The sequence below is a fragment of the Pedobacter sp. genome, assembly GCF_965279535.1.
Lineage (GTDB): Bacteria > Bacteroidota > Bacteroidia > Sphingobacteriales > Sphingobacteriaceae > Pedobacter.
In genome coordinates, this window is the sequence record NZ_OZ257244.1 from 1,126,499 (window position 1) to 1,140,742 (window position 14,244).

At 38.4% G+C, this 14,244-nt stretch carries 9 protein-coding genes; 5 read left to right on the forward strand and 4 right to left on the reverse strand.

What is annotated here, in order from left to right; all coding sequences use genetic code 11:
• Nucleotides 1-161 precede the first annotated feature (161 nt).
• Nucleotides 162-1,790 (reverse strand): acyl-CoA carboxylase subunit beta, encoded by a 1,629-nt coding sequence (locus tag ACQY77_RS04375; RefSeq protein WP_421939202.1) that lies wholly within the window; start codon nucleotides 1,788-1,790, stop codon nucleotides 162-164.
• A gap of 336 nt (nucleotides 1,791-2,126) precedes the next feature.
• Here ACQY77_RS04375 and ACQY77_RS04380 point away from each other — a divergent pair, with 336 nt between their 5' ends.
• Complete coding sequence (locus ACQY77_RS04380; protein ID WP_421939201.1) at nucleotides 2,127-2,570, forward strand: DUF2721 domain-containing protein; 444 nt, start codon at nucleotides 2,127-2,129, stop codon at nucleotides 2,568-2,570.
• Between the two features lie 87 nt (nucleotides 2,571-2,657).
• On the opposite strand, the gene ACQY77_RS04385 is transcribed toward ACQY77_RS04380, so the two are convergent.
• The 3 genes from ACQY77_RS04385 to guaB form a co-directional block, all read right to left on the reverse strand.
• On the reverse strand, nucleotides 2,658-3,119 hold the full coding sequence (locus ACQY77_RS04385) for a MaoC family dehydratase (RefSeq protein ID WP_421939200.1): 462 nt from the start codon (nucleotides 3,117-3,119) through the stop codon (nucleotides 2,658-2,660).
• Nucleotides 3,120-3,308: 189 nt separating this feature from the next.
• Nucleotides 3,309-5,888 carry a TonB-dependent receptor gene (locus ACQY77_RS04390; protein ID WP_421939199.1) on the reverse strand — a complete coding sequence of 860 codons (2,580 nt, stop codon included), beginning with the start codon at nucleotides 5,886-5,888 and terminating at the stop codon, nucleotides 3,309-3,311.
• 399 nt (nucleotides 5,889-6,287) lie between these two features.
• A complete protein-coding gene (guaB, locus tag ACQY77_RS04395) occupies nucleotides 6,288-7,757 on the reverse strand; it encodes an IMP dehydrogenase (RefSeq protein WP_421939198.1) in 1,470 nt (489 codons plus the stop codon).
• Between the two features lie 333 nt (nucleotides 7,758-8,090).
• Here guaB and ACQY77_RS04400 point away from each other — a divergent pair, with 333 nt between their 5' ends.
• From ACQY77_RS04400 to ACQY77_RS04415, 4 genes are all read left to right on the forward strand, one after another.
• Nucleotides 8,091-9,926 (forward strand): PQQ-binding-like beta-propeller repeat protein, encoded by a 1,836-nt coding sequence (locus ACQY77_RS04400; protein ID WP_421939197.1) that lies wholly within the window; start codon nucleotides 8,091-8,093, stop codon nucleotides 9,924-9,926.
• A gap of 82 nt (nucleotides 9,927-10,008) precedes the next feature.
• Nucleotides 10,009-12,012, forward strand: a complete 2,004-nt coding sequence (locus tag ACQY77_RS04405) for a transglutaminase (protein WP_421939196.1) — start codon at nucleotides 10,009-10,011, stop codon at nucleotides 12,010-12,012.
• On the forward strand, nucleotides 12,012-13,907 hold the full coding sequence (locus ACQY77_RS04410; protein WP_421939195.1) for a DUF3857 domain-containing protein: 1,896 nt from the start codon (nucleotides 12,012-12,014) through the stop codon (nucleotides 13,905-13,907). The genes ACQY77_RS04405 and ACQY77_RS04410 overlap by 1 nt, the downstream gene beginning before the upstream one ends.
• Before the next feature lie 11 nt (nucleotides 13,908-13,918).
• The gene (locus tag ACQY77_RS04415) at nucleotides 13,919-14,200 is read left to right on the forward strand and encodes a pyrimidine/purine nucleoside phosphorylase (protein WP_421939194.1); all 282 of its coding nucleotides are present in this window, start codon (nucleotides 13,919-13,921) and stop codon (nucleotides 14,198-14,200) included.
• Nucleotides 14,201-14,244 lie beyond the last annotated feature (44 nt).

The following is a 14,244-nucleotide window of genomic DNA, read 5'->3' on the forward strand; positions in this document are numbered from 1 at the left end:
ATTTGTGTGTTTGAGTTGACTAATTTTAAATTGCTGAGCAAATTTAAGTGATTAATTATTGGCGTACAAGCCCCCATTGTCAACATAGTTTACTTATTAACATTGCATACTTGGCTCATTTACTAAATGTTGTCTTGCTTAAGAAATCGAGCTGATTCCCTTTATGTTTGGATAATACCGACATTAAATTTTTTGGTAATTGGCGATTGGTTTGCCGCTTCAATTCCCATTGAAATTACTGTTCTCGTTTCTGCAGGATCGATAATACCATCAACCCAAAGTCGTGATGCAGCATAGTATGGTGTGGTTTGTGCATCGTAACGATCGCTGATTTCTTTCAAAAGCGCAGCTTCTTTCTCGGCAGTAATCTGCTCTCCTTTTGCCTTTAAAGCCGATTCCTGGATCTGCAAAAGTGTTTTAGCTGCCTGTGCTCCTCCCATTACGGCAATCTTAGCGGTGGGCCAGGCATAAATCAATCTCGGATCGTAAGCCTTTCCGCACATGGCATAATTACCCGCACCATAAGAATTGCCAATAACGATGGTAAATTTAGGCACTACCGAATTGGCTACAGCATTTACCATCTTTGCGCCATCTTTGATAATCCCACCGTGTTCAGAACGGCTCCCAACCATAAATCCGGTAACATCTTGTAAGAAAACCAATGGGATTTTTTTCTGGTTACAGTTCATGATAAAACGACTTGCCTTATCCGCACTATCAGAATAAATTACCCCTCCAAACTGCATCTCCCCTTTTTTAGACTTCACTACTTTACGTTGATTGGCAACTATACCTACAGCCCAGCCATCTATCCGGCCTAAGCCACAGAGCACGCTTTGCCCATACCCCTTTTTATATTCTTCAAAATCAGAACCATCAATCAAACGGTTTATAATTTCCATCATATCGAAAGGTTTCTCTCTGTTATCGGGTAATATTCCATAAATTTCTTCTTCACTTAGTTTAGGTGCAACCGGTTTAACCCGATCAAAGCCTGCATTTTCGGGGGCACCTAACTTACTCATGATATTGCGAATACTATCCAGGCAAGCCTGATCATTAGGATGTTTATAATCCGTTACCCCTGAAATTTCACAGTGAGTGGTTGCTCCACCAAGGGTTTCATTATCTACTTCTTCGCCTATGGCGGATTTAACCAGGTAGGAACCTGCTAAAAAAACAGATCCGGTTCCATCTACAATCATGGCTTCATCGCTCATAATGGGCAAATAAGCTCCCCCTGCCACACAAGCCCCCATAATTGCAGCAATTTGAACAATCCCTTCTGATGACATAATGGCGTTGTTCCTGAACATTCTCCCAAAATGCTCCTTATCCGGAAATATCTCATCTTGCATAGGTAAATATACCCCCGCACTATCCACCAGGTAAATTACCGGCAAATGGTTTTCCATGGCAATTTCCTGCGCACGTAAATTTTTCTTCGCTGTCATCGGGAACCATGCACCTGCTTTAACGGTTGCATCGTTAGCTACGATCATACACTGGCGCCCGCTAACGTACCCGATTCCGCAGATTACACCTGCTGAGGGACAACCGCCCTGCTCCGCGTACATCCCATCTGCAGCAAAAGCACCTATTTCCAAGAACTTTGAATCCTTATCAATCAGATATTTAACGCGTTCGCGGGCAAGTAATTTGCCCTTAGCCTTTTGCTTGGCTGCATTCTTCTCGCCTCCGCCCAGGTATATTTTTTTAAGTTTAGTACGCAGTTCATAAACCAACTGCTTGTTAACATCCTCATTTTTATTGAATTCGATATTCATGCAGGCAATTTAAATTTATTTTTGGAAAAACAAACCCGACCAAAATGGTTTCTGGTCTAGTGAGATCTACAGAATCTTCTTCAATCCTTTGCGACAGCCCGGTAAAACTGTTATCTAAGGTCGTAGTGAGAAACTACAACCAGATTCAAATTCACAATAATGCTTCATCGCCGGGGGATTAGCTTCGCAGAGCATTATGTGGTTCTTCAAACCTTCAGAATGGAAAAAAAGCCAAACATAATCGCGTTGAAGACGCTACAACTAAATCAGTTGTGGTAAAATCATTTTCTGCCTTATTATCCGATTAAAATAATATTTTTGAGTAAACCACAACAAATGGAACTAACCGTAAATATTCCTGCGCTACTATTCCCCGCCATCAGCTTAATTATGCTGGCTTACACTAATCGCTTTCTGGCCCTGGCAAGTTTGGTAAGAAGCTTAAAAGCCAAGTATGAAGATGGAGATAAAAACCTGGGGCTTCAAAAACAAATCAAGAATTTAAGGTATCGCCTGCGGCTGATTAAAAACATGCAGGCTTTTGGTGTGCTGAGTTTCGCCAGCTGCCTCTTTTGTATGTTTTTTATCTATTTAAACCAACCTGTCGTTGCCGAGATTCTTTTTGCACTCAGCCTGGTTTTCTTTATGATTTCACTAATCATTTCCCTGATCGAAATCCAGATCAGTACAAAGGCCCTTGAATTAGAATTGAGTACCTTAGAAGATATAGAAGATCCTTCATTGAGTAAGTACATCAAAAAGAAATTAAAAAAAGAATAGGCATATTTTTCCTCAAACCTATCAAATGAAAAAGGTGCTCAAATAAAATATCTAAGCACCTTCGTTATATATTTTTTATGAACCTTACTAGCTTATAAAGTGATATAAGAAAACCACTTCGCCACTAAAGGCAGGTTTCTTTTGACCTTCAATCTCCATTTCAATAGCCATATTTACCTTTGTAACCCCGCGAAGATTGATAATTGATGCAAGCCTGGCTTTTAACCTCACCTGACTGTTTACAGTAACGGGTTGGGCAAACCTTAAATTCTCGATTCCATAATTGATCTCCATTTTAAGGTTCTTAATTTCTACTATCTCCTTCCACAAGTAAGGGATTAATGATAAGGTTAAATAACCATGCGCTATAGTAGCTCCAAAAGGACCTTCATTTTTAGCCCTGTCTTCATCAACATGGATCCATTGATGATCTAAAGTTGCATCTGCGAACTTGTTAATCTGTTCCTGAGTAATGGTGTGCCATGACGATATGCCTAATTCTTTGCCTAGATGTTGTTCAAACTCTGCGTGATTAGTAATGATTTGCATGTTTTTTTATGAGATTATGTTAGTGTAAAAATGCTTGACAGCGTAATAATAATTATCGAAGTTAATATTTTAAATAGCTTTCACTAAATTTTAATATTCCACAAAGCTGTTACAAAAATAAAGGAGCGACATAATGCCGCCCCTTCAACCAAATATAAGAGAGAATTTTGCCGACAATCTATTTATCGATTAGAAAGAATAACGAAATGTAGCACCATAAGTTCTCGGATCACCAAGTACCCCCGCATATAAACCCGAGTTACCGGCAGCAGCTTGTAGTTGCTCATAGTAGTTTCTATTGCCAATGTTTCTGCTCCATACAAAAATGGATACCTTATCTGACTTAAACCCTAATCTGGCATTTACTAAACCATACCCCTGAACATTTAATACACTCGAAGGTGTTGGATTTGAGGAATAAGTAGAACGGTAACTTGCATCACTGGCCACAAAGTATCTTCCGCTTCTGGTAGCTAAATTGCCTGGAACACTAAATTCTGCACCTCCAGAAACATTCCATTTAGAAATGCCGGGTAATCTACCCCCTGAAGCATCTTTAAATGCTACCTGAGTAGCCACCCCGTTAACCAGTTCGGTATGACCGGTTTCTTCTAAAGGAAGTGGCGCATTTGTGAATTTTACATATTTTCCATCCAAATAAGCAACAGCTGCATTTAAAGTTAAAAATCTTTCTAATTGATAGGTACCATCAATCTCCAAGCCTTTTACATTCACCTTTTCTGCGTTCGAAAGATAACCCCTGTTTACACCTAACTGTGGCGACTGTACATTGGTCTGATAATCTTTAATATCCGTATTGAAAGCTGTAACATTTAACAAGGCACCTTTAATCGGGCGTGTTTTAAGCCCCAATTCATAATGTTGAACATACTCTGGTTTAACCACAGCCAGAGATAAATCAGCTTCCCCGGTGGAAGTAGTTGGCAAACCACCTACGTTAACACCAACTGGTTTATAGGCTGTTGAAAAAGTTCCATAAATATTAAGGTTAATATTCGGTCTGTAAGAAATGGTTAAGTTACCTGAAAGATTATTGTTTTCCGTGCTGGTAACAAATTGTTGGTTGGCATAAACAGCTGCTTTAAGGGCAAGTAATGCCGCATCTGTAGTTTGTAAACCGCCATACGTTGTTCTGTTATAATCAACGTCTTTTTTATCATAAGTAAACCTTAAACCCGGTAAAACGTGAAAATTGGTTAAAAATTCCCAGTCAACCTGAGCAAATACTGCTGTACTTAAAGATTTAATGGTTGAATTGGTTTTAATACCAAAACCGTCTAACAACCCTGGAGTTGAATATAAAGCTTGCGAACCGGTATTACCTGTTTGTACAAATCTCCATTGATCTTTACCTACCTCTTCTGTCTGATCTAAGCCTTTTAAATTCTGGCTAAGTGCAAATACACCGATTACACCACTCAATTTATCTGTGATGTTTCCGGCATACCTTACCTCTTGTGAGTACTGATCATGACGAGAGTTACCTTGTGATTTAGTTAGGGCGGCTAACTCAGAGAAATCGCGGTCATTGGTAGGATCCCAGTTCCAGAATCTCCACGCTGTAGTGGAGGTAAGTGTTCCATTTCCGATTTTATAATCTACGTTTAATGAAATACCACCAATAGACTGATTATGTCTCCAAGGTGTATTGGTGTTGATCTCTCTTGAAAAAGGATCAATTTTAGGCTGTTGATAACCTAAATCCGATACAATTCTGGCATATTGACGATATGCACTTCTTTCTGTTGTGGTAACGCCTGCAATTACCAATGGGTAACCTGCCGGATGCTGAATACTTACATCACCACTTAACAATATTTTTAGCTTATCAGAAGGGGTATAATACAACTGACTTTTAAAACCAAGGTTATTTTGACCACTGTATCTGCGCTCTTCTCTGGTATTCCAGATGGTACCATCGCGTTGTGTACCTGAGATGGATATTTTTGCAGCCAGATTTTTAGCTAAACCTCCCGATACTGATGTTTTAGCCTGAATAAAGTTATAATTACCTACACTTACCTCCACCTTTGCACTTGGCGTTTGTGTAGGTTTAGTGGTGGTAATGTTAAAAGCACCTGCTGTAGTGTTTTTACCAAATAACGTACCTTGAGGACCACGTATAACTTCTATTTGCTCAATATCTAGAAAATCGGTAGAGGTTGCAGCCGGACGGGCATGGTAAACACCATCAACATAAAAACCTACTCCCGGATCGATACCATCGTTGGTTAAACCAAATGTAGAACCCAATCCCCTGATGTTAAGGGTAGTATTTCTGGCATTAGATGCATACAATTGAACTGAGGGAACCAATTCCTTTAAACGATTAACGTTAAAAGCCCCTGAATTTTCTGCTGCCTGGCCCCCAATAACGGTAATGGGAATTGGCACATCCTGCAAAACCTCTGAACGTCTTCTAGAGGTTACCACAATTTCATCCAGTAACGCATCCTCAACCAGTACCAGGTCAATTGGTGTTTCCTGAAGTTTTAAAATTTGAAAATCCTGTGGTTTATACCCAATTGAACTTACTTGAATATAGAATGGTGGAGTTTGTTTGGTTTCAATAGTAAAGGCACCGTTATCGTCAGCAATTACTTTTTCGTTGGTACCTCTCACCTTTACGGTTGCCCTGGGAAGCGTGATGCCATTATTGCCTTTTACAATCCCCTTTATAGCGTTTTGAGCAAAAACAAAGCTCGTTGTTATGATAAGCGAAAATAGAATAAGTATACTTTTCTTCATGATTTGTTTAATGTATTTGATTTGGTTATTGGTTATTACTGCGTTCGAAATGGTTTTAATTGAGCATGTTGACCACAACAACAATATTTTTTCTGGTTTTGATTATGATGTTTCATTGTTAATTATATAAAGCCTATGGATTTAGTCGACAAATATATTAAAAAAAAGCATCTGCCAAATTTTATTTTGTGAAATTTATTCTGATTGGATGGATACAAAATGTGTGCAACTGATTTTAGCACACTGACAGAAGGAACTTATGAGCGAAGCCCCCTCCTTCACCGCCCTCTGAGAGACAGAAGTAAGCGAATAGCATTTATATAAAAAGCGGGACTATCGTTTCCGATGTCCCGCTCTATCTTGCTTTACGCTGTGGTCTTTAAGCTTAATCTCTAAGCCTTAACGTGTGTAGTTAGGTGCCTCTTTAGTAATGGTAATATCATGTGGATGACTCTCACGCATACCGGCAGCGGTAATTTGTACGAATTGAGCTTCTTGCAATGCTTCGATACTGGCTGCGCCGCAATATCCCATACTTGCACGTAAACCGCCAATATACTGATACATTACTTCAGCTAAAGTGCCTTTAAACGGAACTCGACCAACAATACCTTCTGGTACCAATTTTTTAATATCATCTTCTACATCCTGGAAATAACGATCTTTAGAACCTTGTTCCATGGCCTCAATAGAACCCATCCCGCGGTAAGATTTGAATTTACGTCCTTCATAAATGATGGTTTCACCTGGTGATTCTTCCACCCCTGCGAACAATGAACCAGCCATTACGGTGTTTGCACCAGATGCAATAGCTTTCGCAATATCGCCAGTATGTTTAATACCACCATCTGCTATAACCGGAACACCAGTGCCTTTTAGCGCTTTGGCACATTCGTAAACGGCGTATAATTGCGGAACACCAACACCTGCAATAATTCTGGTTGTACAAATTGAACCCGGACCAATACCCACTTTAACAGCATCAGCACCAGCCTCAGCTAAAAATTTAGCGGCAGCACCCGTTGCAATATTACCAACAATAACTTGTAAATCAGGGTATTTAGCTTTCACTTCTTTCAATTTATCAACCACACCTTTAGAATGACCATGTGCAGTATCAATTGTAATTACATCAACACCTGCATGAACCAAAGCATCAACACGTTGAAGCGTATCGGCAGTTACACCAACAGCAGCACCAACACGTAAACGTCCACGCTCATCTTTACAGGCTACAGGATAGTTTTTAACTTTTGATATATCCTTAAAAGTAATCAGGCCACTTAAATATCCATCTTTACTGACTACCGGAAGTTTCTCGATTTTATGGTTTTGAAGAATTTCTTCTGCCTGTACCAGGTTTGTACCTTCAGGTGCAGTGATCAGATTTTCTTTGGTCATTACCTCTGCAATGGGTCTCGACATGTTTTTTTGAAAACGCAAGTCGCGATTGGTAATGATACCAACTAATTTATTATCGCTGCTCACTACGGGGATACCTCCAATTTTGTGTTCTTTCATAATTTTGAAAGCATCAGCAACAACGGCAGTTTCTAAAAGTGTAACAGGATCTTGAATCATTCCACTTTCCGAACGTTTAACTTTGCGAACTTCTTCGGCCTGTCTTTCGATCGTCATGTTTTTGTGTAACATCCCAATACCTCCATTTTGCGCAATAGCAATGGCAAGCTCAGCCTCTGTTACAGTATCCATTGCAGCAGAAATCAATGGAACGTTAAGTTTAATTTTTTTAGTTAAAAAAGTGGATGTATTTACTTCACGGGGTAAAATCTCCGAATAAGCAGGTACTAAAAGTACATCATCGTAAGTTAAACCTGTGGCAATAAATTTTGTGGAATCGAGTTGCATAGCAAATAAATTAGGATTTATTATTTGCCGGACAAAGATACAAAAGATAAGGGAATTTTAAAAACCGAATTAACTTCTTACATCTAAATGAAAATCGGATTACTTTAATGGAGTTACCCATTGCCGGTTATGTATGATGCACCCCAGGCAAAATTGCGATACACACAGTGTTGAAATCCTGGCTAACATTAGGGGGCATCATCGTCTTTGCTCTTTGTTACTTGCCCCTTGCTCTCTTTAACACTTTAAATATCCTATATAAAATTCCTATTACACGAAACAAATACCCGCACAAATACGCATATTTACATCACTAAACAGCAAAAACCCGCAATGAAAAGAACGGTCATCCTCGCCTTATTTATCCTTTTAAGTATTGGCTCCTCCGCACAAACCTTTAAATATGCTTTTGTTACCGATACACACGTTGGATCAGGTACTGGTGAAGAAGATTTACGCAGAACAGTTGTGGATATTAATCAGCAACAAGACCTGGACTTCGTTGTTATTACCGGGGATATAACTGAAATGGGTACAAATGATGAGCTAAAATTGGCAAAAAGTATCCTGGCAGATTTGAAAAAGCCGTATTACATCATTCCAGGTAACCATGATACCGGCTGGTCTGAATCTGGTGGAGTAAACTTTATTAAGGAGTTTGGCTACGATAAATTTATGTTCGATCATAAAGGCTATCGCTTTATCGCCTGTGCATCTGGCCCTTATGTACGTATGAGCGATGGACACATTCCCAGAGATGCAACCGTTTGGTTAGAAAAAACTTTAAAAAATACATCCAAAAGCAAACCAATCATTTTTCTAAATCATTACCCGCTCGATAATAGTTTAGATAACTGGTATGAGGCGACTGATCGCCTCAAAAAATACAACATTCAATATGCCATATGTGGACACGGCCATAACAATCATGCTTATAATTTCGAAGGCATTCAGGCAACAATGGGCCGTTCAAACCTTCGTGCAAAAGACAGCATTGGCGGATATAACATCGTCACCATGACGAAAGACTCGGTATTTTTCGCTACTAAAAAACCAAGCCAAAGCATATTACCCGTATGGCGAAAAATGGGGCTTGGCAAATTCCAGGAAAACCTCAGCCAAAAATACGAGCGACCAACTTATGCCATTAATAATCAGTACCCAACCGTAAAAGCAGCCTGGACTTATCACTCGGATGCCAATGTAGTAAATACGCCCGCTTACGCCGATAATCTAGTCATTTTTGGAAACAGCTTAGGCCTGATTGAAGCACTTCAGGCCAAAACCGGCAAAAAAGTATGGAGCTTTAAAACTCAGGGCGCTATTTACTCCTCTCCCATCATTGCACAGAAACAGGTTATAGTAGGTTCGGGAGATGGAAATATCTATGCTTTAAACTTAGCGACAGGGAAACTGAATTGGAAAAAAGCAACTCAAAACGCAGTGCTTGGATCTCCCGTAATTCATGATAATATGATTTTAATTGGCGGTAGCGACCACACTTTCAGGGCATTGGATATCCAATTTGGAAAAACGATCTGGGAATTTAATGAAGTGGAAGGTTCTATTGTTGATAAGCCTTTAATTTACCAGGGCAAGGTTATTTTTGGCTCCTGGGGAAGACATTTGTATGCACTGGATATCCAATCTGGAAAATTGCTATGGAAATGGAACAATGGACATGGCAACCGAATGTTTTCTCCCGCCATGTGTACACCTGTAGCAACTAAAGGAATTGTTTACATTGCAGCTCCGGACAGATATTTAACGGCCATCGACGCCAATAACGGTAATACTTTATGGCGGAACAAAGAAGCAACAGTAAGAGAATCAATCGGTCTTTCGGCAGATAGCTTAACCGTTTACGGCAAAACCATGCAGGATGAAATTGTCGGTTATAAAACACAAGCTACAGATCCTGGAGTTGCCTGGAGATTAAATGTAGGTTTTGGCTACGAACACATCCCCTCTATGCTGATTGAAAAAGATGGTTTGGTATTCTTTGGAACAAAAAACGGGACGGTTTATGCCATCGATCCAATAAATCAAAAAACGATATGGGGTCATAAAATAGATAATTCTATGGTAAACACTGTAAATGTTATTGATGGTAAAAACCTTTTACTAAGTACTATGGATGGAAAAATAAGTTGGCTGAGTACTAATTAGTTCATTCAAAATCAAATGATAAATATTTTTTAGTTTTCTGTGTTTGTTACTTATTATTGTAACACCAAACAACTAAAGAATAATGCAGAAAAACGCTCTGAAAATTCTAACGTTAATGCTATGCATTGGCGTTGGATCAGTCTATGCCCAAAACACCCCTACAGTAAAAAGAGAATTTAAATTCGGAAAAATTGCCCCCTCAGAATTTGAGGCTAAACCATTCGGAGTAGATTCCGCAGCATCAGCTATTAAATTATTTGATGTAGGCAATTGTTACTTTGAAGTAAACCCTGCAGGATCATTTATTTATGTCTACGAAAGACATATGCGCTACAAAATCCTGAACAAAAACAGTTATGATTTAGCAAATTTCTCTGTTGAACTTTATCGCAGTAATGGCTCTGCCAAAGAAGACCTGAGTTACATGGATGCCGCTACCTACAATATGGTGGATGGAAAAATGGTAACCAGCAAACTGAGCAAGGACGCCAAGTTTACAGAAGCCTTTGATAAGAATAACATCATCAAGAAATTTGCCCTTCCCAATGTTAAAGAAGGTTCAATTATCGAATTCAAATACAAAATCAAATCAGATTTTATATTTACGCTAAGGGGCTGGGGATTTCAATCCAGTGTGCCAACACTCTGGACGGAGTACAATGTTCATATTCCCGAATATTTAACTTACAAGCATAATACCAGCGGATACCATGATATCCAACATCCTGTGCATACATCAGAAAATGCTACTTATGTAACCGGGCTTATTTCAAATGCTTCTTACGATAAATATTGTGCGGAGAATGTACCAGCCTTAAAAGATGAGCCATTTGTAACCACAATGGATGATTACAGGCCTAAAATTGAATTTGAACTGCGTGCATCTCACTTTCCAAATTCAATGTATGAGGATTATAATGGTTCATGGCCAAAAATTATCGCCGGCCTGGCAGAACGTGATGATTTCGGTGGTTATTTAAACAAAAATAGTCTTGCAAAGGCCTCATTACCAGAAATTCTTAAAGGCGAAAAAGATACGCTTGCAATGATTAAACTAATTACCAACTATGTCAAGTCAAAAATAAAATGGAATGGCCGTTATGATGATTTTACGTCGGAGAGTAATCCTAAAACTATTTTTGAAAAGAAGACCGGTAATTCAGCAGATATTAATCTTGCATTGTTAACCTTCTTAAAGGAAGCTAAAATCAAAGCTTATCCCGTATTAATCAGTACCAGAAAAAATGGACAACACCCCGGATATCCTGTAATTTCAGCCTTCAATAATGTAGTGGGAGCAACAGAAATAGGCGGGCAATTGTATTTTTTAGATGCAACAGATAAAGACCTTCCTGTTGGGATGCTGGATGCTGAAAATTTAAGTCATCAGGGTTATTATGTTGACTTAAAAACTTTTGCGGGCGGCTGGCTTTCTACAGAACCTCAAGCCAATAATGAAAAAATATTCGCTTATAACCTGGTTCTCAATAAAGAGAATAAACTTTCTGGAAAAATCAATCAGTATTCGAGGGGATATTCTGCTTTAAACCTTCGTAGCCGATACAGGGGAACAAATAATGAAGCGGATTTCATTAAAAACTTTAAAAAAGACAAAACAGGTTTAGAAATTAAAAATTACACCATTAGCAATCTGGATAGTTTGGATGAACTCTTAACAGAGGCAATGGATGTTGAAATTGAAGATAATGTAGAGGAGGCCGGGAATTTAGTGTACTTCACCCCCCTCCTTTTCGAAAGAACAAAAGAGAATCTTTTTAAACATGAAGAAAGAAAGTTCCCGGTAGACTTTGCTTACCCATTCAAAGAGACATATCGAATTTCTTTAGCATTCCCTGAAGAATATGAAATAGACAAACTGCCAAAAGGTGGAATTTTCAAATTACCAGAAGATAAAGGAACATTTTCCATCAGTTATGTTGCCGAAGGAAAGGCCTTAATGGTAAAAAGTGTCATCAGTATTAATAAATCTATGTATAGCCCCAACGAATACTTTGACCTCAAAGAACTTTTCAAAGCCATTGTAGAAAAACAGGCAGAACAGGTTGTATTTAAAAAGAAAGCCTAATGAAATATCTATTCAGTCTATTTTTATTTTTATCCGGCACAGCCTGTTTATCGGCCCAAGGTCTTTATGATGTAAATAAAATACCAGAAGAATTAAAGAAAGATGCCATAGCTGTTGTTAGAAACGAAGAGCAGTTTTTTGATGTTAAGGGATTGGGGGCAGCCCAGCTTAATTATAAAATTGCCATTACCATCTTAAATAAAGCAGGAGATGATCTTGCCGAAATGGCCGAGGTATATGATAAGTTTAGCACGATTTCCAATATCAAAGCAACACTTTATGATGCTTCCGGAAAAAAAATAAAGGATTATAAATCTTCCGACATCAAAGACCAGAGCTTAATTTCTGATTTTTCCATTTATGAAGACAACCGGCTAAAACTACTCAAATTTGTGAGTATAAGTTATCCTTATACGATAGAATATAGCTACAGCCAGGAATTCAAAGGATTAATTTCATTTCCTTCCTGGAATGATATAAAAGATTTTGGTGTTTCGGTTGAAAAATCTGCTTATACCATACAAAAAAACAAAGATTATAAACTACGTTATTTAACCAGTAGCGGATTACAAACCGATTCAGCTGTTATAGCAGATAAAATTCAGTACAGGTGGAAAAGTAACCATGTTGGAGCTATATCATCAGAGCCCTTATCTGTTGGTTTAAACAATATCTCTGCATGGGTTAAAGCAGCACCAAATCAATTTGAATATGATGGTTCTACTGGAAATTTTGATAACTGGAAAAACTTTGGGAGCTGGATTTATAACCTGAATGAGGGTGGCAATAAATTACCTGAACCGACAAAGGCTATTGTTCAAAATTTGATTAAAGATGCCAAAACAAATAAAGACAAAATTCGGATCCTTTACAATTACCTGCAACAAAATACAAGATATGTGAGTGTTCAGTTAGGAATTGGAGGCTTCAGGCCAATTCTTGCAGAAAAAGTAGCGCAGGTAAACTATGGTGATTGCAAAGCATTATCCAATTACATGAAAGCACTGTTAAATGAGGCCGGAATATCTTCTAATTTGATTGTCATTGGTAATGATATGCCCAGCCTAAACAAAAACTACTCAAGCATTGGGCAAGCCAACCACATGATTTTATGTGTACCGCTAGAGAAGGACACCACTTTTTTAGAGTGTACAAGTCAGTATAAGCCAATGGGTTTTGTTGGATATAGCAATTCCAATCGCGATGTACTGATGGTTACAGCAGAAGGAGGTAAAATAGTGCATACCCCTATTTATAGTGCAAAAGATAATTTCCAGATCAGAAAAACAAAATTCAATCTGTTAGAAGATGGAACGGCTCAGGTAGAACTCAAATCTACTTACGGAAATGCTCAATTTGAAGACAGCTTCCCGCTTACCCTAATGGAACCTACCGAGCTCCGCAAAAGCATTCTGGAGCATAGCAAAGTACCAGTAGCAGAGCTGGCCAGCATTAAATATTTACAGGAGGATAAAAACAAACCGGTATTAACCGAAGAAATTAATTTTAAAACCACTCCGCTTACCACAAAGGGAGGCGATAAATTATTTTTGGTGCTAAACCAAACTAACCGCAAAGAAAGTATCCCCTTAAAAGTTGAGAACCGTAAAACTTATTTTGCCGTACCTTTTAGCTATAATGACGAAGATGAAATAAGTTATACCCTTCCGAAAGGATATGCAGTAGAATTTATTCCGAAAGACATCAATATTACTTCAGAATTTGGCACTTATACTGCTAAATTTGTAACCAAAGACAATACCATTGTTTATACCCGCACGCAAACAATGAACGATAAAAAATATCCGCCCGAGAAGTATAACGACTACGTAGAATTTTATAAGAAAATATATCAGGCAGATAAACAAAAAGCGGTATTAACTAAAGCACAATAAGAAAAAGAACCATGATTACAGAAAATCAATATTTCGATGAACAGGTTAAATCACTAGGCTATCAAACTTCAGCAGGAAAATCTACAATTGGCGTAATTGATCCAGGAGAATATGAATTCGGAACAGCTCAAAAGGAAATTATGAATGTTATTGAAGGTACACTTGAAGTGCTGTTTAGTGGAAAAACAGATTGGGAAAACTATAAAGCGGGAAGCTTTTTTGAAGTTCCGGCAAACGACTCATTTAAGGTTAAGGCTACTGAACCTACCGCCTACCTTTGTCAATACAGATAGGAAAATTTGATCAACTTATGCTTTAAACAGACATAAGTTGATCA